This window comes from Nostoc sp., from assembly GCF_036919895.1.
GTDB lineage: Bacteria > Cyanobacteriota > Cyanobacteriia > Cyanobacteriales > Nostocaceae > Nostoc.
Genome location: NZ_JBALBW010000082.1, coordinates 72,601 through 96,770 on the forward strand (window position 1 = coordinate 72,601; position 24,170 = coordinate 96,770).

17 protein-coding genes are annotated in these 24,170 nt (G+C 42.1%); 5 read left to right on the forward strand and 12 right to left on the reverse strand.

Going from position 1 to position 24,170, the window contains the following annotated elements; translation table 11 throughout:
* The first annotated feature begins 17 nt into the window (after positions 1 to 17).
* Together V7K55_RS16810 and V7K55_RS16815 are read left to right on the forward strand one after the other, a co-directional pair.
* Positions 18 to 1,397, forward strand: a complete 1,380-nt coding sequence (locus V7K55_RS16810) for a cytochrome P450 (RefSeq protein ID WP_334833199.1) — start codon at positions 18 to 20, stop codon at positions 1,395 to 1,397.
* Positions 1,398 to 1,434: 37 nt separating this feature from the next.
* Positions 1,435 to 2,463, forward strand: coding sequence for a sucrase ferredoxin (locus V7K55_RS16815; protein ID WP_334833201.1), 1,029 nt, complete (start codon positions 1,435 to 1,437; stop codon positions 2,461 to 2,463).
* Between the two features lie 329 nt (positions 2,464 to 2,792).
* On the opposite strand, the gene V7K55_RS16820 is transcribed toward V7K55_RS16815, so the two are convergent.
* The 3 genes from V7K55_RS16820 to serA all read right to left on the reverse strand — a co-directional run bounded on the left by V7K55_RS16820 (position 2,793) and on the right by serA (position 6,943).
* Positions 2,793 to 4,109: a hypothetical protein gene (locus V7K55_RS16820; RefSeq protein ID WP_334833203.1), complete on the reverse strand. Its 1,317-nt coding sequence runs from the start codon at positions 4,107 to 4,109 to the stop codon at positions 2,793 to 2,795.
* 254 nt (positions 4,110 to 4,363) lie between these two features.
* Positions 4,364 to 5,284: a 50S ribosomal protein L11 methyltransferase gene (gene prmA / locus V7K55_RS16825; protein WP_334833205.1), complete on the reverse strand. Its 921-nt coding sequence runs from the start codon at positions 5,282 to 5,284 to the stop codon at positions 4,364 to 4,366.
* Positions 5,285 to 5,362: 78 nt separating this feature from the next.
* Positions 5,363 to 6,943, reverse strand: coding sequence for a phosphoglycerate dehydrogenase (serA, locus tag V7K55_RS16830; protein WP_334833207.1), 1,581 nt, complete (start codon positions 6,941 to 6,943; stop codon positions 5,363 to 5,365).
* Between the two features lie 399 nt (positions 6,944 to 7,342).
* Here serA and V7K55_RS16835 point away from each other — a divergent pair, with 399 nt between their 5' ends.
* Positions 7,343 to 8,041 (forward strand): Uma2 family endonuclease, encoded by a 699-nt coding sequence (locus V7K55_RS16835; RefSeq protein WP_334833209.1) that lies wholly within the window; start codon positions 7,343 to 7,345, stop codon positions 8,039 to 8,041.
* A 158-nt stretch (positions 8,042 to 8,199) separates the two neighbouring features.
* On the opposite strand, the gene V7K55_RS16840 is transcribed toward V7K55_RS16835, so the two are convergent.
* The 3 genes from V7K55_RS16840 to V7K55_RS16850 all read right to left on the reverse strand — a co-directional run bounded on the left by V7K55_RS16840 (position 8,200) and on the right by V7K55_RS16850 (position 12,212).
* Complete coding sequence (locus tag V7K55_RS16840; protein ID WP_334833211.1) at positions 8,200 to 9,054, reverse strand: HIT family protein; 855 nt, start codon at positions 9,052 to 9,054, stop codon at positions 8,200 to 8,202.
* Positions 9,055 to 9,226: 172 nt separating this feature from the next.
* Complete coding sequence (locus V7K55_RS16845) at positions 9,227 to 11,107, reverse strand: ABC transporter ATP-binding protein (RefSeq protein WP_334833213.1); 1,881 nt, start codon at positions 11,105 to 11,107, stop codon at positions 9,227 to 9,229.
* A 208-nt stretch (positions 11,108 to 11,315) separates the two neighbouring features.
* The gene (locus V7K55_RS16850) at positions 11,316 to 12,212 is read right to left on the reverse strand and encodes an ATP adenylyltransferase family protein (protein ID WP_334833215.1); all 897 of its coding nucleotides are present in this window, start codon (positions 12,210 to 12,212) and stop codon (positions 11,316 to 11,318) included.
* A gap of 239 nt (positions 12,213 to 12,451) precedes the next feature.
* Here V7K55_RS16850 and V7K55_RS16855 point away from each other — a divergent pair, with 239 nt between their 5' ends.
* Positions 12,452 to 13,717, forward strand: coding sequence for an HhoA/HhoB/HtrA family serine endopeptidase (locus tag V7K55_RS16855; RefSeq protein ID WP_334833217.1), 1,266 nt, complete (start codon positions 12,452 to 12,454; stop codon positions 13,715 to 13,717).
* Between the two features lie 83 nt (positions 13,718 to 13,800).
* Here V7K55_RS16855 and aroF read toward each other — a convergent pair whose 3' ends face one another.
* From aroF to rpsO, 3 genes are all read right to left on the reverse strand, one after another.
* Positions 13,801 to 14,859, reverse strand: coding sequence for a 3-deoxy-7-phosphoheptulonate synthase (aroF, locus tag V7K55_RS16860; protein WP_334833219.1), 1,059 nt, complete (start codon positions 14,857 to 14,859; stop codon positions 13,801 to 13,803).
* A 272-nt stretch (positions 14,860 to 15,131) separates the two neighbouring features.
* Positions 15,132 to 15,602 (reverse strand): PAM68 family protein, encoded by a 471-nt coding sequence (locus tag V7K55_RS16865; protein ID WP_334833221.1) that lies wholly within the window; start codon positions 15,600 to 15,602, stop codon positions 15,132 to 15,134.
* 12 nt (positions 15,603 to 15,614) lie between these two features.
* Complete coding sequence (gene rpsO, locus V7K55_RS16870; protein ID WP_196526018.1) at positions 15,615 to 15,884, reverse strand: 30S ribosomal protein S15; 270 nt, start codon at positions 15,882 to 15,884, stop codon at positions 15,615 to 15,617.
* Positions 15,885 to 16,140: 256 nt separating this feature from the next.
* Between rpsO and V7K55_RS16875 the strand changes: the two genes are divergently transcribed.
* Complete coding sequence (locus V7K55_RS16875; protein WP_334833223.1) at positions 16,141 to 19,743, forward strand: AAA-like domain-containing protein; 3,603 nt, start codon at positions 16,141 to 16,143, stop codon at positions 19,741 to 19,743.
* 73 nt (positions 19,744 to 19,816) lie between these two features.
* Here the strand turns inward: V7K55_RS16875 and V7K55_RS16880 are convergent, their stop codons facing one another.
* From V7K55_RS16880 to glyQ, 3 genes are all read right to left on the reverse strand, one after another.
* Positions 19,817 to 20,272: an NADAR family protein gene (locus tag V7K55_RS16880; protein ID WP_334833225.1), complete on the reverse strand. Its 456-nt coding sequence runs from the start codon at positions 20,270 to 20,272 to the stop codon at positions 19,817 to 19,819.
* Positions 20,273 to 20,314: 42 nt separating this feature from the next.
* Complete coding sequence (locus tag V7K55_RS16885) at positions 20,315 to 22,669, reverse strand: ComEC/Rec2 family competence protein (protein WP_334833227.1); 2,355 nt, start codon at positions 22,667 to 22,669, stop codon at positions 20,315 to 20,317.
* Positions 22,670 to 23,074: 405 nt separating this feature from the next.
* On the reverse strand, positions 23,075 to 23,989 hold the full coding sequence (gene glyQ / locus V7K55_RS16890; protein WP_334833229.1) for a glycine--tRNA ligase subunit alpha: 915 nt from the start codon (positions 23,987 to 23,989) through the stop codon (positions 23,075 to 23,077).
* Positions 23,990 to 24,170: the final 181 nt, after the last annotated feature.

The following is a 24,170-nucleotide window of genomic DNA, read 5'->3' on the forward strand; positions in this document are numbered from 1 at the left end:
ATTTTAACGCAATCCTAATGAAACTACCCGAAGGCCCAAAAACTCCAGCTTTATTGCTTGCTTATCAATTTGAAACCGATCCTCTTCGCTTCATGGATGCTATGAGCGATCGCTATGGTGATATTTTTACTATTATGGCTGATTCCACACCAATGGTCATAGTCAGCAACCCGGAAGGGATGAAGCAAATTTTTACCAATAGTAAGGAGATTACAGCCTCTGGTAAGTTAAATCAAGATGGAGCATCTATTGTTGGCAGTAACGGATTGCTGGCCTTAGATGGATTACCCCATAGAAATCGCCGTAAGTTGTTGATGTCGCCTATGCGCCAAACTCAAACACAAGCTTACGGTCAGCATATCTGTAAAACAACAGAAAAGGTAATGAGTCAACTAGCTGTAGGTAAATCTTTTCTTGCTTACCCGACTATGCAAAAGATTACCCTAGAAGTAGTTTTGCCATCATTGTTTGGATTGCATGAGGGGGAGCGTTATGAGCAATTCCGAGAACTGTTTTCTAAGCTTATAAGTTATGCTCGTTCTCGCTGGCTAGATATATCTCTGTCTTATCCTTTTCTCAAAAGGGATTTGGGTCGATGGAGTCCTTGGGGATATTGGCTTTATCTACAACGGCAATTTGATAAGCTACTCCACGCTGAAATTGAAGAGTGTCGCCAACAAGTAGACCCTTTGCGTACCGACGTATTATCAGAATTAGTGTCTGCTTGTGATGAAACGGGTCAACCAATGGCCTATGAATATATCCGAGATTTATTTCCATCATTACTATTTGGTGGTCAAGATGCATCAGCCACTGCTATCAGTTGGGCTTTGTACTGGATTCACAGTACACCTGGTGTTCGTGAACGATTATTAGAAGAACTTGATAGCCTTGGTGAATCTCTAGACCCTGCGAAGATTATCACATTACCTTATTTAAGTGCGGTTTGTAATGAATCTCTACGAATTTATCCAACTCAGGTTATTACATTTCCTCGACTTGTAGAATCACCAATTGAAGTAATGGGCTACAAATTAGACCCAGGTACAGTAGTTAGAGGATGTATATATTTAACTCATCAACGCGAGGATTTATATCCACAACCAAAGCAATTCAGACCAGAACGGTTTCTAGAAAAAGAATATTCTCCCTATGAATTTCTCCCATTTGGTGGTGGCGCTCGTCGTTGCCCAGGTGAGTTATTAGCACTTGTTGAAATGAAACTAGTATTAGCAACAATTCTCTCACGCTATCAATTAGCATTAGCACATCAAAAAGTAGAAAAACCTAAAGCTATAGGTGTTAACTATCCCCCTGCTAGCGGCTTGAAAATAGTAATGCTTGGTCAGCGTCCACGCCAAGAGCGCTCGCAACAGCTTTTAAGTAGTATTAATTAATATTTTTTTACTGAGATCAGACAACTTATTTACCAATATGCAAACTCAACAAACCGATCAATTTTCCCTTACAGATTGTCGTTTTTGCTCATTAGTTTCTAAAGCTAGTGGAGAAGATCCAATTGGTACGGCAGGAACTTATGACTATTGGCTGATTATGGAAATTCCCCAACCTTGGCCGCAAGAAATTTTTTATGAAAATCCAACAATCAAGCCATTAATAAGTTTGTTCCAAGAGGTTGAGGAGCAGGGAATCAACATCCGACCAATGTTAATTGCCCCTGATAGCGAGTACTCTCACCCTGGCTTTACCCGTGTGTTGTACTACTATCGTCCTGCCAAATTATTTTCTCAGTTTGAGAAACAGGAGTTTGTTGTTCCAGAAGAAAAAGCAACTGTTCTAGTAACAGCAATACTCAAACAGTTGATGCAACAGCCCAACGATTTATCACAGTTTCAGGAGTATGAGCAACAAACGAGTCACATTCGTGAACTTATGGTTTGCACTCATGCTCAAGTTGACCTTGCCTGTGGTAGATTTGGCAATCCTATATATCGGCGATTACGTAAAGAATATGCTCCAGTTTCTCAGGGAAAGTTAAGAGTTTGGCAAACCACTCACTTTGGTGGTCATCAATTTGCCCCCACTTTAGCTGACTTACCCCAAGGGTGTTTCTGGGGACATTTAGAACCAGAAGCCCTTAATTTACTGGTAAATAGAAATGGTTCGGTTTCTGGTTTGCGTCAGTTCTACCGAGGATGGGCAGGTTTAAGCAAATTTGAGCAAATTGCCGAACGCGAAATTTGGATGCAATTAGGTTGGACTTGGCTCAATTACTTGAAAAGTGGACAAGTCGTGGCAAAACAAGAAGTCTCTCAAGGAGAGGATGAAGATTGGGCAGAAGTTCAGATTGATTTTGCAGTTCCAGATAAGAGTCTATTAGGTGCTTACAAAGCCAGAGTTGAAGCTTGCGATCGAGTCATAAGTGCATTGAATTCAGCCAAAGAAATGCAACTAAAAGCAGTTAAGCAATATCGCGTTAGCAGTTTGATTAAAGTTGAGTAAATAATCAAAGTTTAGAACAAAAAACGACTTCACAAAAACAATTCTACCTCTTTCAGTATTTTCTCTTAGTCTTATTCAAAAATCAAATATAGCGGTTCTCAGTTGAGTGAGGTACAAGAACCCCACCCCCAACCCCCTCCCCGCAAGCGATGAGGGGGCTATGATGTACCTTGTATGATTAGGAAACGCTATAGGAGTCCTATATTAATTAAAAATTATCTATTTTAGATGGAAAAATAAGAAATAGCAATTTTAAAGGATATACTGGCGATCCAAGGGGCAGAGTGGTTGCCTTGTTGTAATCATTGTACAAATGAGTTAGTCTGGAATTATTGATTTTGATTGTTCGAGATTGTAGTACTAGTTTTATTTTTTTCTAGTTCTCTTATTAAAGAATCAAAACCACTAGTGTTGTTTCCACCTTTGGCTAATAAAGACTGAATTTTATTTATTATCGCACTCATATTATCCGAGAAAAATCTCCCAAGATTATTAACAAAGTTTTTCAGCTTCTCAAATATACTAATTTCTACAGTTGAGTACTTATTCACAATTGGATATACAATTTTCCCTTTTTCTGTTTCATAGTACTCTTGCTCAGGCATCAGCATAGATGTAAGTGGTTGCACCTGTTTTGCCATATCTGCTTCAGTTCGTTTATGGCTTAGGAATAAAACATCGTAAACTTTACCATTCCAAGTAGCCCAATAATGATTTTGGAAAAACCACCGCTTACCATCATCACAATTAGGTTTTTTACCTTGGTATGGTGTAACTCCAGCTTCACTTAAAAAAGGTTTAGCAATGCTTTCAACTGTTATTTTTTCGATGCCAAAATATTCTTCTGCAACCTTTTTAAAAGTCCGAGCTAATGTTTGACAATCTCCTTCTGGAGAGCCTTTCAAGAGAGTTTCTGGACTCTTGCTCACCATTGTGTATTGAAATTGGATGTTTGCAAAGTTTTTGAATAGTTGTTCCAGAATTTTATCTTCTGGCAATGTGTCATCTATGCCATTTACTAGTGTTTTGGCTAGTGAGTAATCTTGTAAAAATTTTTGTTTTTTATCTGCTGAGTTATTTGCTGCTAATATTTCTTCAGGGCTTGTTTGTTCGTTTCTGCTACCTGGTAGGTTCCTTTGCTCTCCTTCCTGGGTTTGCAGAGTAGGTAGATTAATTTGGCTAACTACAGAAGTAGCTACTCTATCCGCTTCTTGCTCATACCGATCTCCTTGTTGACCAATAGTGAGTTTTGGCTGTATTAGTGGTTCTAGGAGGGGTTGCATTTGTGCTAGTGAGACAGTATCGGCACGTTTTATCGCCATTTTGTCAATGTTATGACCAAATTGGGCAGAGTGTTTCTTTCCTTGCTGCAACGACTCATTCATCTTTGCTTGTAATACAGTGAGTCGTTCTTGTCCTTCTGGCGTGATAGTGCCGTGCTTGGCTTGAATTTGGAGTTTTGTTGCCTCAAACCGATCCTGTTGAAATTTCTGATTCTCTAATTTTGCCTGTACTATAGGCTTGTGGGAGCCAAGTTGAGAGTGATTAGTTAACAGTTGCGTAGGCGTAAAACATCGCAACTGACTTTGTTCTGACTTAGAAGCGGATGAGTCAGCTTTTTTGTGGATTTGTAGCCGTTCTTTCATCGCTGGTTTCAAAAGTCAATAGTGGGTAATTTATATATAGCGTTTCCTAATCACATGAGTTACATCATAGTCCCCTCATCGCTTGCGGGGAGGGGGTTGGGGGTGGGGTTCTTGTACCTCACTTAACTGAGAACCGCTATATTATGTCACTTCAGATTGCTTGATTACTTATACTTAAGTCGAATAGCTGAAACTTTCATTTTCAGGCAGGGGCAATTTATATATTGCCCCTCCAGTGTGTATTTTTCCGTAGGTTAAGAACGCCGTACATTCAAGCAACACCATTCTTTTCGTTTCCACAGGGTAGCTACGACCCAACCATGTTTTTCTAAAGCGTCAGCAACAGCTTTAGATTGTTCTAGTAAAATACCACTGAAGATCGCCCAAGTTTCAGGTTTAGCGATCGCACTCATTTCTGGAATCAACTCAATAATCACATTAGCCAAAATATTGCATACAATACCGTCCACTGGTTTCTCAATCAGTTTTGTCAAAACGTCTACACTTCCCAGTGCAGGTAGTAAACGTTCTGAGCCAATGTCATTCAGGACACCATTACTGATAGTTGATTGCACCGCCAAAGGATCGTTATCTACTGCATAGACTTTCTCTGCTCCCAGTAGCAGCGCTCCAATGGAAAGGATACCAGAACCACAGCCAATATCCGCAATTATCAGGTGTTCATGTTTCCCACTATTACCCACAAAGGATTGAGAAACTCCACTTAGCCGCATTTCCAGGGATTCCAAACATAACTGGGTGGTGGCATGGTTGCCCGTACCAAATGCTACACCTGGGTCAAGACGAATCACTAACCGTTCCGTTATTTCTGGTAATGGTAGCCAAGCGGGATTAATTAAGAAGCGATCGCCTATTTCTTGCGGATGCCAATATTGTTTCCAGCTAGTTGCCCAGTCTTCCTCATCAATTAACTGCCATTGCAGCGAAGGAGATGAAAGTCCTACACAAAGGGCATCTTGACGCAGCCACAGTGACAGCGCTGCCAAATCTAGTAGCTGTGTTTGAATTGTGGATAAATAAGCCTTGACTAAAAATGAATTTCCCTTATTTTCACTAGCTGTCCCACGACAGCCAAAATCTTCCAGTCGCCAAAAGATCGAATCTTCTAGGTCTGGCTCACATAAAATCTGTAGTTCCCACCAGGTGTTTGCCATCTTTCAGAATTCAGGAGTCAGAATTCAAGAGTCAGGAGGAATTATTTCTTTTGACTCCTGGCTCCTGACTCCTGACTCCTAAAGTGTTACTGTATACGCGTCCCGAATACCAGGGACTTTTATAATCTCATCCAAAATGCCTTCAGGTAAAGGGTCATCTATACTCAGAGCCATTACCGCATCACCACGGACGATTTTACGACCTACTTGCATACTGGCAATATTCACATTGAAACTGCCGAGTAATGAACCAAGTTTGCCGATAATCCCCGGCATATCGCGGTGCAGGGTAAACAGCATATATTTGCTAGGTGGGACGTTAATGGGGAAACCATCAACATCAGTCAGGTGGATTTCCCGTTCACCCAGCAAAGCACCTGTGACAGAATGAGTACCTAAAGTACCTGTGGCTTCTAGATGAAGCGTTCCGGCATAGTCTCTGATAGAAGCATCGCGGGTTTCAATTACCCGAATTCCGCGTTCTTTGGCTTCTATGCTGGCATTGACGTAATTTACCCGTTCCCGCAGAGCTTGGTAAAGTAATCCTTTGAGGGCAGCTACTATCAAAGGCTGACTTTTGTTGGTCGCGAGTTCTCCTTGCAGTCGAATATTGAGTACTTCCACCCGTCCGCCAGCTAGCTGTCCTACCAGATTACCTAGAGTTTCTGCTAGTTGCATGTAGGGTTTGAGTTCTTCCAACACGTCGGGGCCGAGTCCGGGAATGTTGACGGCTGAACGGGCTGGTAATCCTAAAAGGACATCCCGAATTTGTTCGGCAACATCAATAGCCACATTCACTTGAGCTTCTGCGGTAGAGGCTCCCAAGTGGGGGGTGAGGATAACTTCTTTGCCTAGCGATCGCAATTCCGATTCACCCAGTGGTTCAGACTCGAACACATCTAAGGCTGCACCCCCAATCTTACCTGCTTTTAAAGCTGCTGCTAAAGCTACTTCATCAATGATCCCACCACGAGCGCAGTTGATAATCCGGGCTGTGGGTTTCATCTTTGCCAGAGTTGTGGCATTGATTAAGTGGGTGGTTTCTGGGGTTTTGGGGATGTGCAGGGTGATATAGTCTGCTTGCTGGAAAAGTAAATCTAACTCCACCAACTGACAGCCAATTTGTTCGGCTCGTTCTGTAGAAATAAAAGGGTCATAAGCTAGGAGTTTCATCCCCATTGTCTTAGCTACAGCCGCAACATGGGAGCCAATTTTACCCAAACCGACAACGCCGAGAGTTTTTTTGTAGACTTCCGCGCCGACAAAGCTATTGCGATCCCATGCACCGCGTTTCACCGAGGCGTTAGCATCGGGGATGTGGCGAGACAAAGCCAAAATCATTGCTAGTGCATGTTCTGCGGCGGCAATTGTATTTCCCTCTGGAGAATTGACTACCACAATTCCCCGACGTGTGGCAGCCGGGACATCCACATTATCCACACCCACGCCAGCACGACCGATGATTTTTAGTTGAGTGCCGGCTTCAATGATTTCTTGAGTTACCCGCGTACTAGAGCGAATCATCAGCGCATCATATTCACCAATAATTTCGAGCAGTTGGGCTGGTTTTAGACCTAGTTTGACATCAACGGTAGCAACTTGCGAAAGAATGTCAATTCCAGCTTGGTCAATAGAATCTGAGACAAGAACCTTAGACATGATTACTTCATTTAAAGCTACAGGTTTTGCTGCACAAGACTTTTTAGTTTAGTCTTTATCTGTCGCAATTCAGCAAAATTATTTGTTTGAATATCAACTTAACCTTTACTGACGCTACGTGGCGATCGGATCGAAGGGTGAGTTCTTCGCGATGGGTACTGCCTCCTAAGTATTTTGAACATGAGTGGCTATTTGCGCCACCCTGTCGCTAAATATAAAACATTAATAACACTAAGCACTTATATATTTATTAATAGTTAAGAGTCACCAAAATTTTATCACCTTCGTGTGGCAGAAACGCTTGCATTCTTGACTGGAGGGCAACTTTTGATATAGTTGCGGAGAAATCGCTATAATTCTGGTGAGCCAAATATCCTTTGAGTTTTGGGGAAACCAGCCATGTTAGAGTACAACTTGCCAAGGTACTTGCCCTCAGCCGAGGAGCTACCAGACTCTGACGAAACACCTGTGGATAATGAACTGCAAGAATTGATACCAGGTTTGCTAAAGGCGATCCTGCTGATACTTTGGGCAGAACGCATGGACTGGCTATTTGCCATAGATATGGGTGTTTATTATCACCCCGATAAACCGGCCATTGTACCAGATGGGTTTTTGAGCTTAGGGGTAGAGCGGTTTTATGATGAAGAGTTGCGTCCCAGTTATGTGCTGTGGGATGAAAATGTTGTACCGATTTTCGTCCTAGAAGTAGTTTCTCAAAATTATCGCAAGGAATACACTACTAAACTGGATGAATATGAGGCTTTGGGTGTACTTTATTACGTGATTTATTCCTCTCGCCGCCGCCGCAAACCGCATCTGGAAGTACATAAGTTAGTTAATGGTAAGTATGAATTACAAGAGGGAAATCCCGTTTGGCTACCAGAGATTGGCTTAGGAATTGGTTGCGAAAGAGGAAATTATTGCGGTGTAACGCGGGAATGGATGTATTGGTATGATGAACAAGGACAACGTTATCTCACGCCCGCAGAACAAGTAAAACAAGAGACACAACGCGCTCAACAAGCAGAAGAACGGGTGCAACAATTGACAGAACAATTAAGAGCGCTAGGAATAGATCCAGATAATCTGGGTTAAGTAGGTAGGCATAATTAAATATTAAGATGTCTGTCATTGCGAGCGAAGCGAAGCAATCACAAAGTCTCTGGGATTGGTTCACTTTGCTCGCAATGACGGAACATACAGCAGTTAACGAGAAGTATTGTAATTCTGGCTCATGAATTCTTAGAGAAAAACTATTGTTTTTTGGGAATAACATTCCTGATTCCACTTTTATTAGAGACAGTATCACCTTTGTAGCGAGGGATAATATGAATACTGGCGTGCATAATATTTTGACCGGCGGCTCGATTGATATTCATTCCTATATTAAAGCCATCAGGTTCAAATTCTGCTTTGAGAATTTCTTGTACTTTATTCACCATAAACCAGCAAGCAGATTGCTCTTTCAATGGTAGTTCAAAATAACTGCTAACATGACGTTTGGGAATAACTAAAACGTGTCCTTTACTTATAGGATAGCCATCAAAAATAGCATAAGCAGTTGCTGATTCAGTTACTAATTTAAGAGTTTTATGGGGATTACAGAATATACAATAATTAGATGAATTTCGCTGATGATTATAGTGAACATACTCATATAATTCCCGATATTCATCTAAGCAAACTGAAGTAAAGGGAAGTTTTACAATACACTGATAAGTAGCCTTTTTATGGACATAATGTTCTCGAAATCCTTCTTTTTTAAGATCCCTTCTTACAGCATAATAAGCCTTCCCTCCTGGTTTTAATAAGTGTGATACTTCCATAAGAACATTAGTTTGTTCTTCAGTAAATAAAACATTTAAAACATAAAAGCAAATTATTGTATCAAATTTAGTATCAGGATATTCTGGAAAATAATAAGGGTCATAGCCTGTAATATTACAACCTTTTCGGCGTAATATCTTAACATCATTACCAAAGCCACAACCAAAGTCTAGTATTTTGCCTTGGAGAAGGTTTTGATTTAATAAAAACTGTGCAGGAAATGATAGATAACTTCTTTCGATCGCAGTAAGATGGCTGAACTGATTTTTTTGCTGTTTCATGGAATTTTTGGTGCTGATGTCCCAAAATTATTATTCCCAGCATCTCTTGAGGTTATGCGATGTCTACGACGGTTTATGACGCTCGTTCGCCGCGCCAACGTGCCGTACCGTAGGCACAGAGTCAATACCTAGCTCACGCAACTATTCATCTTAATTTTTTCCTACCTATTTATTAGGTTCCCAACATCTGTAAGTTATGCAAAGTGGCATAAAGCCCTCCTTGTTTCAGTAGTTGATCGTGACTTCCCTGTTCGATTAATTCGCCACGCTTCAAAACAAAAATCCGGTCTACATTGCGAATTGTAGAGAGGCGGTGAGCGATAATAATAGCAGTACGTCTGAGCAATAGCTGGTTTAATGCCTCTTGAACTAAAGCTTCTGTGCCAACATCTAAACTAGCGGTAGCTTCATCTAATACTAAAATTTGGGGATCGCGAATGGCAGCCCGTGCAAAGGCTAAAAGTTGTTTTTGACCACTAGAAATATTTGTGCCCCGTTCTCGAAGTTGAGTATCATAACCTTGGGGTAGTTCTTCTATAAACTGGGCAATATTGGTTTGCTCTGCTGCTTGTTGAATCTGTTCAATGGTATAGCCATCTCCTAAAGAAATGTTGCTTTTAACATCGCCTGCAAACAAAAAGCCATCTTGTAAAATCACTGCCATATAGCGCCGCAGTTCTGCCTGTGGGACTTCTCGAATATCTACGCCATCGATGAGAATGCGTCCTTGGGTGGGTTCGTAGAGGCGGCACAGAAGCCGGATGATCGAAGTTTTACCCGCACCTGTGGGGCCGACTAAGGCCACTTTTTCACCAGCACGAATGGTAAAATCTAAGTCTTTAATTACATAATCATCATTTTTGTAAGCAAACCAGACACGATCGAAGCGAATCTCGCCAAGTTCAGGTGGGGAAGTTATATCTGGGGATTCTAGATTTGCAACGATCTCGTCTATGTAGCCGAATTTAGCATCAAATATTGAAAAGCGCACATTGGCGCGATCGCGGATTTCTATCGGTTCATCTAATATATCGCCTACGCGTTCAATGGCGGTAAAACCAGCTTGAATGACTGTAAATTTTTCGGCAAAATCTCTTAAAGGGTCAAATAATCGCTGGGCATACAAGATAAATGCAGATAAAGTCCCAAAAGCTAAACTTTTTCCTGAGAGTAACGAACTACCCATGTACAAAACAGCTGCGATCGCAATCAGCCCAATCCATTCTAAGGTTGCTGAAATAAATGAATCATAAAAGATGGTTCGATCCATTTGCTGAGTGTAGTGGCTGTTGGTGGCGCGAAACAATTCGGAATTAAATTTTTCTCTGCGAAATAACTGCACTACGTTAATGCCAAGGACATTTTCTTGTAACTGTGAGTTCAATATAGAAAGTTCTTCCCGCCCTTTGTAATTAGCTTTGCGGTACCGTTGCTGAATGTAAACAATTAACCAGGTAACTGGTAACAGCATCAATAGCAACAAGCAAGTGAGTTGCCATTGGATGGAAAACATTAAACCCAAGATCACCAGCATGGAAAACAAATTAGATACGATGCCAATTGCCCCAGTAGAAAAGACATCGCCTAATACTTCCACATCGCTAGTAATTCTGGTGATTAATTTACCTACAGGTGTGCGATCAAAAAAGCGTACTGCTAGGGATGTTACGTGTTGGAATAAGTCTTGGCGAATTGCTACGGTGATTTCTTGCCCTAGCTTCTGTACTAAATAACCCTGGTAGCCTGTCAAAAACAATCGGATTGCGATCGCAACGAACAACAATCCCTCCAGAATATTTAGCCCTTGGGACAAGGGGCGATTTTTGAGAAATTCGTAAGTGCTTGGTTCATTGCGAATTAGGGAGATAATTTGGCCAATCAACAGAGGTTGTATGGCATTAGCTAGTGCAAGCGGTACAAGTAGGCACATCGACAGCGTTAACAGTCGTCCGCTACGACGGGCATAAGGCACTAAACGCAAAAACAACCGCCAGTCATTTTCACGCCGACGAGGTTGTGTATAAGATTTTTTGAGGAATTGGTAGATGCTCATAGTAAGAGCATTATAGTTAACTACCCCGCTATATTATACGATGAGGCTTCCCAATTTATCGGGAATAACCTCCAGGACTCTTTAGTTCTATTGGTCTGACTTCCCTTCAAGGGCAGGAGTCCTGATTCCCAAGACCCAAATCTTTTACCCAGGCACTTCAGGGTAACTACCCAAATAACTTTTTAACACGGACATCGTACCAACTTGATTAAGATATAGCAACGTTTTTGAGAATGGTCATCGGCCCTTGGGCTTTGAGAATCTCCATTTCTGCTGCGTTTCGCACTAGCAAAGCACCAGCGAATCCTAATGAATTCACAGAGATAGATTGGAAATGCTCCTGCCTTCGCGGTACGATTAACATCCATTCTCGTGTTGCTAGCAGGTTGTAAGCACCACATTGCCTTGTATCTAAACCCACAGTCCCTAGCAAAGTGCGATAAACTTCTAGTGTTCCTTCGGCTGCTGTGAATGGCGATCGCATCCAATCAGGATTTAGTGGCGCAAAAGCGTGTACAAAAGGAAGCTTTGTTAAAGTTGCCTTCGAGTCTTGAAATTGTGCTGCTGTCAGTAAAGGTTCAATAGGTATCTGTAACCCTGAAGATGCAAGGGGTAGTGGTACTAATTGCAAGTGTTTGTGTCGCTGACTAGCACCTGCGCTTTTGCCACTGTTGTAAAATGCTAAACCATTAAAATCAGCTAAACACGCCCACATAGCGGCAAAATCTTCCAAATTCAGCAAACTTTCCTGTTCCTCGAAGGCACGGGTAACGATCAGCAGGTGATAATCGACAACATTGTATTTATTGAAGATACATACATGAGTATCGGAGATATCTGCCACAAATAAATCTTCTTCATAAGGCAAAAAAGGGTTAAACTCTTCACCAGAGAGAACAGATTGTTTTTCTTGTTTCTCCTTAGCTGCTTTTTTGCGATTCAGATTAGACAAAATCCGCACCAAAAAGCGCACGCCATCCTGTTCGACAAATTCAAATTCTGTCGGTATCGACAGTAGCGCCCCACATTGCAAAGCATGATTAGTCCGTTCTTTAACACTTGTCCATAAAGTGCCAGGTTTCAATAAGATTTTCCCCTGTGGCATTTTTATTCCTTCAGGCATGGTACAGAAACACGCAGTCAAGTTAACCTTAAATTAGCGATTATAAATTTCTCTGGCTCTAAGTTTACACGCATGACAACTGTGTGTCCCTACGAATGAGTATATTTCAAAACGGTTTAATAAAATACCAAAGCTTTCACAACAACGCAATACCTCCGCAACAAAACTGTCACAAATCATATCTACATTAGTAATACATCTAAATATCCTTCCAGACAGCAATGCAAAACCAATCTCGTGATGGAGAACACCCATCAAATAGCATTTTATCTAACACTGCTGATGTCAAATACCATAATCGAGCACCCTGGAAAAAGGCTGCCGCCTCTCTATCGCTGGTGCTGCTGGGATCGGGTATGACATTTGCAGGCGGCTATATGGCTGGACACCCTCAGATGGTGTCTGAAAATGCATCTAATTTGGCTGTGAGTCGAGTAAATGCTGCTCCTCCATTACCAGCTGCCACAGATCCTAACTTTGTTACCAAGGTGGTACAAAGGGTTGGGCCGGCTGTAGTGCGAATTGATTCTTCCCGAACAGTAAAAACCCAGAGACCAGATGAATTTAACGATCCATTTTTCCAACGCTTCTTTGGCTCTCAAATGCCACAACAACAGAATCGCGTAGAACGGGGTACTGGTTCAGGTTTTATTATTAGTGCTGATGGTCGTATTCTCACTAATGCTCACGTAGTTGATGGTGCTGACACGGTAACAGTAACACTTAAGGATGGACGTAGCTTTAAAGGAAAGGTTTTAGGAAAAGATGACTTGACTGATGTTGCTGTTGTCAAGATTCAGGCGGACAATCTGCCTTTAGTAGCATTGGGTAACTCAGATAAACTGCAACCTGGAGAATGGGCGATCGCGATCGGCAACCCACTTGGACTAGATAATACAGTAACTACCGGAATTATCAGTGCTACTGGACGAAGTAGCAATTTAATAGGCGCTCCCGATAAACGAGTAGAGTATATTCAAACTGATGCAGCCATTAATCCCGGTAACTCTGGTGGCCCCTTGCTAAATTATCGTGGTGAGGTAATTGCCATGAATACAGCCATTATCCAAGGGGCACAAGGATTAGGTTTTGCTATTCCCATCAATACAGCACAACGCATTTCCAGCCAACTAATAGCTACAGGCAAAGTAGAACATCCTTATTTGGGAATTCAGATGGTAGGGTTAACGCCTCAGCTAAAACAAAACATCAACTCAGATCCTAATAGTGGTTTGAGTGTAAGTGAAGATAAAGGTGTATTAGTTGTGAAAGTTGTGCCAAATTCACCAGCTGCTAAAGCAGGGATACGGGCTGGTGATGTTATCCAAAAGCTCGGCGGGCAAACAGTCACAGATGCCAGCAGTGTCCAAAAGGTAGTAGAAAATAGCCAAGTCGGGGGTGATTTGCGCTTAGAATTACGTCGCAATGGACAGAATCTTAACGTAGCCGTACAACCAGGTGCCTTCCCCACCCAACCAGTACAATAAAAGTTTTTCTATTGAGTAAAAGTGAATTTTCTGGGATGGGTATTTTGCCCGTCCTTTTTTTTGCCGATCGAGAAGACTGATTTTTAAGCTAGAGCAACTGCTGATTGCTGCCAGCGTCCTACTGCTTTACCAATTACCGCTAATTCTTGCATCAAGTTATCGAAACGGTCTGGAGTCAGAGATTGAGGCCCGTCTGATAAAGCTTTGGCAGGATTGGGGTGAACTTCTATCATCAGGGAATCTGTGCCAGCTGCGATCGCAGCCATTGCCATTGAAGGCACAAACTCAGACCAACCTACGCCGTGGCTGGGGTCAATCATAATTGGCAGGTGAGTCAGCTTTCGCAACACTGGCACTACCGATAAATCTAGCGTATTTCGCGTATACTGGCGGTCAAAGGTACGTATTCCCCTTTCACACAAAATTACATTGGGATTACCAGATGCCAAAATATACTCGGCTGCCATCAACCAATCTTCAATAGTAGCCGCCATTCCCCGCTTTAAGAGAACTGGTTTCGGCTGCGCTCCCACTTTTTTGAGCAAGGAGAAATTCTGCATATTTCTTGCCCCAACCTGAATCACGTCAGCAACTTCGGCAATTTTATCCAGGTCAGCGGCATCCATTACTTCTGTAATAATACCTAGTCCACTAACTTCTCGCGCCTTCGCTAATAAATCCAAAGCACTCTCGCCGTGTCCTTGAAAGGCGTAAGGTGAAGTCCGAGGTTTATATGCCCCGCCGCGCAAAAACTTAGCTCCAGCCGTCTTAACGCGCCGTGCTGTCTCCACAATCATTTCTTCATTTTCTACGGAACAGGGGCCAGCAACAACTACCAAAGGCTGGTGTTCGCCAAATATCACATCTCCATTGGGAGTATTAACTACTACTTCTGAAGCTTCACCGTGACGGTATTGGCGGCTGGCTCGTTTGTATGGCTGCTCTACCCGCAATACCTGCTCAATCCAGGGACTAAGTTCCTGAATTTGTAGTGGATCTAAGCTAGCAGTTTCACCAACAAGACCAATAACTACTTTGTGTTGACCAACAATTTTTTCTGGAGTTAGTCCCCAGCTAGTTAATTCCTGATCGATGCGGTTTATTTCCGCCTCTGGGGAACCACTTTTCATTACTATAATCATGTGAAAGTTCCTGATTAATCGAGTAAATTTTTTTTGTAAATGGCCTAACCTTATTGTTGCTTATTGCATTAATTACGAGTAGTTAAAAATAAAATTTATTTACAAACAAAATATAGCGCTCAGTCAGTAGTTTTACTACTGGGTAGCTGGATGTAGGTATAAAAAGATTATATAATTTTAATTAGCAATGTTGAAGTTATAAAATTTCAACTTCAACATTCACTTCTTAATTTACCCAATACCGCAGTTACCTAATACCTGAGCGCCATTAATTATGAGTTTTTTTGCCGAGTTTCGCGCCAAACTTCCACCATTCGTCCCCAATTGGTGTTGAACTCACTCAAACCTAGCAAACTTCCAACTCTTTCTTCATCCCAAGAGGCAGAAAGAACGCCATAAGTTATCCCTAAGACTCCCAAACCAAATAATCCCATGTTCACCAATAACACAGCGATGGGAGGTAGTTGGATGTCGGAGTAGATAGCAAGCAAATAGCTTACAACCAGGGCGCTAATGCCCAAAGCTGTTGGTACGCCACAGAACACAGCTACCCGTCGGATCATCCTCTGGCTGACTACTTGGGGAATAGCCATCTCTTGTTTGGTGTAAGTCTGTTTTTTATCAGCCTGTTTGCCTGATTCTTGTGGCTGTGCTGCTGGTTTACTTTGAGTTTTTGCGGGTTTTTGGCGCTTTTTGTTTGGTTCAAAGGGCAGACGACTGCGTTCAGATTCTTCAGCAGACATAAGCTTTAGTCCCTATCCACGAATACCGAGGCGAGCGATCAAAGCTTGATACTTTTCGCGGCTTTCCTGCGATATGTACGCTAGAAGGCGCTTGCGCTGACCAATTAGCTTCAACAGTCCCCGGCGAGAAGAATGGTCTTTTTTATTTGCTTGGAGATGTTCGCTGAGGCGGTTAATGCGCTCAGTTAGCATGGCAACTTGGACATCGGACGATCCCGTGTCGGTTTCGTGAACTTGGTAATTGGAAATGATTTCTTGTTTCCGCAGTTGCGTCAGAGCCATGATTGATTCAATTTCTAGTTTTTCTAAATGTATGTAGCAGTCTCCCATAATATCACAGCCCTTAAGCTGGATGTCGAATCATCTTTGCTGCTACATTTTGCACTCTAGGATACTAAGTAAAAAATAGCGATCGCATCTTAACCGCCTTGCGAACTCCACCATGCTGATTTGGCCAAACAATTATAGTTTCGCAGAATTCTACAATTCAATTACTATTCGTTGTGTTAATGTCTTTGTTTGATAATCTTACTTCAATATGAGATACCAGGTAGGGGGTAGTCTTCGCAGTGACGATCCCACTTATGTTATCCGTCAGGCAGACGAAAGGCTTTATACAAGCCTGAAGGCTGGTGATTTTTGTTACGTCTTCAATTCTCGTCAGATGGGCAAATCATCGCTACTACAGCGTACAAGTTATCGTCTTAGACAAAAAGGCTATAGCTGTGTTTACTTAGATATGACCACATTGGGTAGCGAGGATACTACACCGGAACAATGGTATAAAGGGATTATTATCAGCTTGTTCTACGCCTTAAATCTGGTAGAAAAAGTCAAATTTCAGCAATGGTGGGAGATGCAAGCAGGTCTTTCCTCAGTGCAAAAACTCCACCAGTTCGTAGAAGAAGTGTTGCTGCCAAACACCAAACCCGAACGGATTTTCATCTTCATTGATGAGATTGATAGTTTGTTAAGTTTGGGTTTTCCTGTTGGTGACTTTTTTGCCTGGATTCGTCATTGTTATAATCAGCACGCACACAACCCTAATTTTCAACGCTTGGGATTTACGCTATTTGGGGTAGCCAGTCCATCGGACCTAATCTCTGACAAACATCGCACACCTTTTAATATTGGTACAGCGATAGATTTACACGGCTTTCAACTCCATGAAGCCACGCCATTGATAAAGGGATTAGAGGAAGTTATTACTCAACCGGAAGCAGTACTTCAAGAGATTCTTTACTGGAGTGGGGGACAACCATTTCTTACCCAAAAACTCTGTCAGTTAATTGTCCACACAGCTTTAGAAACATCTAATCGAAAAATTGATTTACCGCTAGAAACTGAAGCATCTTGGGTAGAAGAATTTGTGCGATCGCAGATTATTCAACACTGGGAAGCCAAGGACGATCCCGAACACCTCCGCACAATTCGCGATCGCCTACTTTTTAACAAACACCGAGCCGGAAGATTACTAGGGCTTTATCAACGAGTGTTGCAATCAGAAGAAGTAGGGGAGCAGGGGAGCAGGGGAGCAGGGGAGAAAAGTTTTCCTCTTTGCGTGTTTCCCCGTATGCCCGATCTTTGTGTGCCGACAGATGATAGTCAAGAACAGACAGAACTGTTGTTATCTGGTTTAGTCGAGAAACACAACGGCTATCTCAAAATTAAAAATCCCATCTATCAGAATGTTTTCAATGCTGAATGGGCAATCAAGCAGTTAGACAATCTCCGCCCCTACTCTCAAACATTCAATTCTTGGGTAGCTTCTTCCTTTAAAGATGAATCGCGTCTTTTGCGAGGACAGGCTCTAAAAGACACTCAAAATTGGGCGCAGGGCAAAAGTTTGAGCGATTTAGATTATCAATTTTTAGCTGCAAGTCTTGAATGTGAACAACGCGAAGTGCAAACAGCATTAGAGGCAGCCCGTGCGAAAGAAGTAGAAGCACGACTAGAACAAGAGAAAAAAACTGCTAAACTGCAAAGATTTTTGCTAATTGCAGTGTGTATTGGCTTGCTCATCTCTTCCTCCTTGGGCATAGGAAGTTTCATTTTGTACCGTAAAGCTCTTAAAAGTGCAAGTCAAGCCAGAAGCAGCGAAGTCCGAGCGCTTGCATCCTCTTCTGAGGGATTATTTGCCTCAAATCACAGATTGGATGCGCTTATAGAAGCAATTAAAGCCAAACATAAACTGCAAAAACTAGGTGAGCCAAACACAAATATTCAGCGTCAGGTTGACAATGTATTACGTCAGGCAGTTTATGGAGCAGACGAGTACAATCGTTTTTCGGGTCATACAGCAGCTATTTTAGCAGTAGATGTCAGCCCTGACAGTTCTCTAATTGCCTCAGCAAGTGTAGATAAAACAATCAAGCTTTGGCGACGTGATGGTACAGAAGTTGCAACTCTCAAAGGTCATCAGGCAGCAGTTAGGGCAATCGATTTTAGCTCTGACGGCCAGATACTCGCCTCGGCGAGCGAAGATGGCACTATAAAAATCTGGAAGCGAGATGGCACTTTGCTAAACACTTTCAAAGGTCATACTGCTTCAGTCTGGGGAGTAGCTTTTAGTCCCGATGGTCAGTTCCTTGCCTCTGCCAGTTTCGATAAAACTGTGAAACTCTGGAAACGAGACGGTATGTTACTCAAAACGTTTCAAGGTTACACAATGGGGTTTTGGGGTGTCACCTTTAGTCCTAATGGTCAAATAGTTGCCGCTGCAAGTCTCGACAAGACAGTAAAACTCTGGAAACGGGACAGTTCGGGCTGGCAAAATGCCAAGTCTTTAAAACCTCTCCAAGGTCATACTGGTTGGGTTGTAGGAGTAGCTTTCAGCCCCGACAGTCAGACCATTGCTTCAGCGAGTGAAGATGCAACTGTCAAACTTTGGCAGCGAAACAGCACAGATAGCAGCTACCATCCCGATAAAACTCTTAAAGGTCATAGCGCTGGGATTTCGGGAGTCGCTTTTAGTCCAGATGGTCAGACTATTGCCTCCGCCAGTCTTGACAAAACAATTAAACTTTGGAACATTCATGGTACAGAATTGAGAACGCTGAAAGGAGACACTGCATCCGTTTGGGGAGTGACTTTTAGTCCAGATGGGAGCTTTATTGCTTCAGCAGGTGCAGAAAACGTTGTTAGACTCTGGCAGAGTCAAAACCCATTTCAAAAGTCTATCATTGCCCATAAAGCTGGGATTTGGTCAATAGCGATCGCCTCCGATAGTTCAGCGATCGCCACAGCTAGCCACGAAAACACTGCTAAAATTTGGAGTCGCCAAGGTAAATTGCTCAAAACTTTTACTGAATCTGGGGGCGCAATCTTTGAGGTTTCATTCAGTGAAGACGGCAAATTAATTGCGCTTCGGACTTACGATGATAAGGTAAAACTCAAGAAGCGAGACGGCACTCTGATCGCTACTTACAAAGATCCTCTCGGTAAACTCTTAGCAGCAGTGTTGAGTCCCGATGGACAAACGATCGCAATGGCAAATGTTGACAAAATTTCTCAAATATGGAGGCGCGATCGCCCTGCACCACAGATTCTCAAAGGACATCAGGCAGAAGTCTGGCACATCGTATTTAGTCCAGATGGTCAGCTTGTTGGTTCAGCTAGTGGCGATAGTACTGCTAAATTGTGGACGCTTGATGGTAAGTTATTCGAAACCCTTGTAGGTCATTCCGCGACAGTATGGAGAATAACCTTCAGCCCTGACAGTAAGATGGTAGCTACTGGAAGTGGCGACAATACTGTTAAGTTATGGACAGTTGAAGGTAAATTGCTGAAAACTTTTAAAGGTCATACAGCTGCAATTTGGGGAGTTGGGTTTACTCCCGATGGAAAAATAGTTGCTTCTGGGAGTGTGGATGCTACCGTCAAACTTTGGAAGCTGGATGGTACAGAAATAACAACTCTCACAGGACATACCGCAGCAATTAGGGATATTGCAATCAGTCGGGATGGGACAATGCTTGTCTCAGGGGGTGATGACAACACACTGATTCTATGGAATTTGCCGCGAATTCTCAACTTAAATGCACCAGCTTATGCATGTGCCCTAGTGCAAGATTATTTGAAAACTAACACAGCATTAGAGGAGAGCGATCGCACAATTTGCGATCCCATACATTTAAACTAAAACTCCAAAGGCTGCCTTTTTTTCATCCTCAAAATTACTTTTTTTGCTAAGTGTCTTAACTTTACTTGTATATTCACTCTGATGCTGTACTGTATGTATGGTGCAGGATCTCTCGCACCTCCATTAAAATTTTTCCTAGCATGTTTTTACCACTACCATCAGATCCGCAACCCCAGTAAAAATCGATGGGCGAGTTTTCAACAATTTCTGCCTTGGCTGTGGAAAGTAAGATATCTCTAATATCTGTATGAGTTTGAAATTTATATAGCATAGCTTGCCGCATTATATCGTCTTTAACTTGTTCCCAATCTTGACGGAGGGGACGGGTTCTTTCACGCCCCATTTTTGCGGCATCTTTAGGTGTTTTAACTAGACGGATTTTTTCTAGATGAGGTGTATCCACAAACTTTTGCGCTTGGAAGTAGTGTTCGCTAGTTGACCAATATAATCCATCTAATTGAAAGCCGTGCGGCGAAAAGTTTGAGAAACAGCCATATTCTTCGCGGGTGCTATAAAAGTAGATTGTCATATAAATTTATACCGCTTTTAATTTACTTAATTTATGAGTTTTTTATAAAACAGATGATTTATTTTCTGCTGCTTCAATAAACGCCTCAAACTGACCATCAGGTGTCCATTGAATCGCCCCATCTCGGCCAGTAAAAAATAGTTTTGTTTTGCTTTGATTCAGTTCAGATAAAACTTTTGGATCGAAGTTAGCCGAAGAAGCGATCGCTACTTGTGGTTGCAGAGCTATAACTAAATCTTTTAATGACTGAGGGGAACACCATAGCACTTGTGGACGAGGCAAACTCCCATTTTTAACTAATTGCTGTACCTCTTTAGACTTGACATTACCAACTAATAACCAATTTTGGTCTAAAATTTGCAATTGTAAGATAGGTAATTGGTCATTAATTAATTGTGCCACTATTGAACCAGCTTTTACTGCTTGACCAACTGCCATCGGTTGGTAATATCCCTGATATTTTTGTAATTCTTGTTGAATTGCCTGAGTTGCAATAGAATTCTCTGGATTAGAGGAATATTCATAGAAATTTTTGATTGGTAAACGTTGCAGTAATTCCAACCAAGCATTACTTTCATTGCCTTGAAAATCAGTTGCGATCGCCCAATTAATTTGATTTACACCCTGCTGTTGCAAAAAGGGAAGAATTGTAAAACGCCCAGTCCCCTCATCTCCACTATTAATTACAGTTACAGTCCCTCTATCTTGAACAACTACAATTGGTTCCGTACCAGATTCTAATACCGTTATTCTAAATAATGTATTTGTAGAATGCCAAAGGGGAATAAATACTAAACCAATCGCCATCACATTAGCAACCCACCACCGACGCTGCCACCAAGGGACTAGCCAAACCAGTATAATCAGTGCGTAAATCGCCAAAAGCTGCCAAGTAGATATACTACCGATAGCAACAGAATTTCCTGGCAACTTGCTAAAAAATTCCACTAATTTAATTAGCCAGTCTGTCGGGTAATGTAGCACCGCAGCCAGGAAACTTCCTGCCTGAGTCCAAATTAAACCCACTAAGGCACTAATGATTCCACCGATACTAATGATCGAAATTAATGGGGTACTAATCACATTCAGCAACAGACTATAAGATGGTACAACCCCAAAGACAAAAAGTTGTACAGGTAAAGTCCAAAGAGTCGCAGCAAGAGGAACGGCAATCAAAGCAGCGATCGCAGGTGGTAGCCATGCTAGGCGATTAACTAACGCAGGTACTGTTACAATTAATCCCAGTGTTGCTAAAAAACTCAATTGAAAACCTAAATCCCAAATCCATAGAGGATTAAACACTAATAACAGAGTTGCTGCCAATAGTAACGAACCGAACTGTTTTACCTTCCTTTTTAATAGCAGCCCAACTAATGCCGCAAAACCCATAATTACGGCTCTGAGAACCGCAGGTTGAAAACCTGTTAAACTCAGAAAAATAATTAAAGCCAAAAAGCCAAGGGTAAATTGCGTTCCCTTTTTTGCCCGCCTCGTTAACTGTAAAATCACACTCAAAATCAAAGAAGTTTGGAACCCAGAAGCTGCCAAAGCATGAGCTAATCCTGCTTGTACAAACAAATCGCGGATATCGTAGGGTAAATCAACAGCTTTACTACCTAAAACCATTGCACTCACAAGAGGCCCTTCAGGAATACCCAACCACCGAACTTGCGATCGCACAATTCGCTCCCGAATTTGCCACCATCCCCATTTACGTTCCTGATCCAAAACATTTATTTGTCGCCCAATCAAACCAGCAAACGTTCCTTCCTGCTTGAGAAACTTCTGAAAATCGAAACCACCAGGATTGGAAGCCGCCTTTGGTTTGTACAAAATCCCAGTCACAGCAATTTGTTGACTAGGGTATAACCCAGTAGCCTGAAGTATAGGCACTGTCACATATAATTTACCCGTTACCCCTTTTGAAACACCTGCTGAACCTTTTTCATTTTTAACCTCATCTATCTGAGTCGCTTCCAGCCAAAATTGTCCTCGCTGACTACGAGTTAATCGGGGATTACTCGCCACTTCCCCACGAACAATCACAAGTTGCTCTTGATTATTGCTATTTCCAGGCGGAACAAACTGACTAATATCTTTTGCACCTGGTTGCGGCACTCGCCATTGAAAATATAAAGTTGCTAATAATCCCACCAAACCAGCAGCTAACCATATTCGAGGATGGGAACTAGTTTGCCAAGTGTTAGATACAGCCTTATTTTTGCTTCCAGCCTTTTCTGCTTTCTGATCGAGTTGCCGTGGGCTGGTACGTCTTCTAAAAACAATTGCTCCCACTATCCCCAAAACCAAAATCCACACACCACCCCAAGGAACTGCTGTAAACAGCAACCCAAAAATATAACCAAGACAAATAATTACACCACTAGTTTGAATCATAAGATTTTTTGTAAAAGCACCTGACACCCCAAATTTGCATTTTGCTTAAAAATAGCTAGGGCAGGAATAGAGAAAAACCCACGTTGCTGAAATTGGCAATGAAATTCAAAAATAAAATCTTCTAAACTCTTATTATCTAAATCTAGATTCTCTCTACATAAGCTTGGCATCTCTTTAATCAGCAACAGTGACAAATTTTTATGCTTGTGGTGAAGTATAGTCCATCAAGTTTATACAAACAAAGCCCGCACAGGCGAGGCGGGCCTTATCCTTGTAGCCTTAATGTTCTAGACTCAAGATTTAACAGTATTTTTGAGCTTTAGCAATAGCCACATTATTAAAGATGTGCCTAGCTTGATAGAATGCAAAATCAAGGGTTTATTAACTTACTGAGGCAAGTTTTGTCTATGTAGGCGCGACTTCTACTTGCCCACCAGGTATAACTGGTTTTAAATCTTTGAGCAACGGAAAACCCAACTTCTCCCTTTGCTCAACATATAAATGAGCAACCTTCCTAGCCAAATGCCGAATCCTGGCAATATAGCGAGTTCTCTCTGTCACTGAAATCACACCTCTAGCATCCAGTAGATTAAAGGTGTGCGAACACTTCATTACATAATCCAAACTGGGTAACACCAAACCCTTTTCTGTTAACTGAGTAGCTTCCTGCTCATATAAATTAAACAGTGTCAGCAGCAATTCTGGATTAGACGCTTCAAAATTGTATGTACTCTGCTCAATCTCATTTTGCAGAAAAACATCACCATAAGTAATATTGTCCGTCCAATGAATCTTAGTAATTGCCTCCACTTCCTGGAGATACATGACCAATCGCTCTAAACCATAAGTAATTTCAATAGACACCGGACGGCAATCAATACCCCCACACTGCTGGAAGTAAGTAAACTGAGTAATTTCCATACCATCTAACCATACTTCCCACCCAGTACCCCAAGCTCCCACCGTCGCATCTTCCCAGTTATCTTCCACAAACCGAATATCGTGATCTTCAGGACGAACACCTAAAACCCTTAATGAATCAAGATAAATATCCTGGATATTGTCTGGCGAAGGCTTAATCAGAACCTGGTACTGATAATAGTGTTGGAAACGGTTAGGGTTTTCACCATAACGCCCATCCGTCGGGCGACGACACGGTTCAACATAGGCAACAGCCCACGGTTCCGGCCCCAATGCTCTTAAAAATGTCTGGGGATTCTTAGTACCTGCCCCCTTCTCTATATCGTAAGGCTGGGCAATCAAGCAACCGCGATCGCTCCAGAACTGATGCAAGAAAGCTATAACGGATTGAAAATTCACACTTCCCCCTTTGTTTATGACTGGACACAGAGCATAAACCATTGTTGCCTAGAAGGGTTGGCAGTGGGGAGTTAGAGGGGACAAAAAAACATTCCAAAAGAAATTTGGAGAAAATAGTTGACACGAGGAGTTGTGTTCGGTATATTGAATAAGTGCCTGAAGCGGAGCGTTGAAAAGCGAC

Excerpts from the sequence above, each read along its gene's own strand:
- V7K55_RS16810 (WP_334833199.1), top strand. The coding sequence starts at position 18 with ATGAAACTACCCGAAGGCCCAAAAACTCCAGCTTTATTGCTTGCTTAT.
- V7K55_RS16815 (WP_334833201.1), top strand. The coding sequence starts at position 1,435 with ATGCAAACTCAACAAACCGATCAATTTTCCCTTACAGATTGTCGTTTT.
- V7K55_RS16820 (WP_334833203.1), bottom strand. The coding sequence starts at position 4,109 with ATGAAAGAACGGCTACAAATCCACAAAAAAGCTGACTCATCCGCTTCT.
- prmA (WP_334833205.1), bottom strand. The coding sequence starts at position 5,284 with ATGGCAAACACCTGGTGGGAACTACAGATTTTATGTGAGCCAGACCTA.
- serA (WP_334833207.1), bottom strand. The coding sequence starts at position 6,943 with ATGTCTAAGGTTCTTGTCTCAGATTCTATTGACCAAGCTGGAATTGAC.
- V7K55_RS16835 (WP_334833209.1), top strand. The coding sequence starts at position 7,343 with ATGTTAGAGTACAACTTGCCAAGGTACTTGCCCTCAGCCGAGGAGCTA.
- V7K55_RS16840 (WP_334833211.1), bottom strand. The coding sequence starts at position 9,054 with ATGAAACAGCAAAAAAATCAGTTCAGCCATCTTACTGCGATCGAAAGA.
- V7K55_RS16845 (WP_334833213.1), bottom strand. The coding sequence starts at position 11,107 with ATGAGCATCTACCAATTCCTCAAAAAATCTTATACACAACCTCGTCGG.
- V7K55_RS16850 (WP_334833215.1), bottom strand. The coding sequence starts at position 12,212 with ATGCCACAGGGGAAAATCTTATTGAAACCTGGCACTTTATGGACAAGT.
- V7K55_RS16855 (WP_334833217.1), top strand. The coding sequence starts at position 12,452 with ATGCAAAACCAATCTCGTGATGGAGAACACCCATCAAATAGCATTTTA.
- aroF (WP_334833219.1), bottom strand. The coding sequence starts at position 14,859 with ATGATTATAGTAATGAAAAGTGGTTCCCCAGAGGCGGAAATAAACCGC.
- V7K55_RS16865 (WP_334833221.1), bottom strand. The coding sequence starts at position 15,602 with ATGTCTGCTGAAGAATCTGAACGCAGTCGTCTGCCCTTTGAACCAAAC.
- rpsO (WP_196526018.1), bottom strand. The coding sequence starts at position 15,884 with ATGGCTCTGACGCAACTGCGGAAACAAGAAATCATTTCCAATTACCAA.
- V7K55_RS16875 (WP_334833223.1), top strand. The coding sequence starts at position 16,141 with ATGAGATACCAGGTAGGGGGTAGTCTTCGCAGTGACGATCCCACTTAT.
- V7K55_RS16880 (WP_334833225.1), bottom strand. The coding sequence starts at position 20,272 with ATGACAATCTACTTTTATAGCACCCGCGAAGAATATGGCTGTTTCTCA.
- V7K55_RS16885 (WP_334833227.1), bottom strand. The coding sequence starts at position 22,669 with ATGATTCAAACTAGTGGTGTAATTATTTGTCTTGGTTATATTTTTGGG.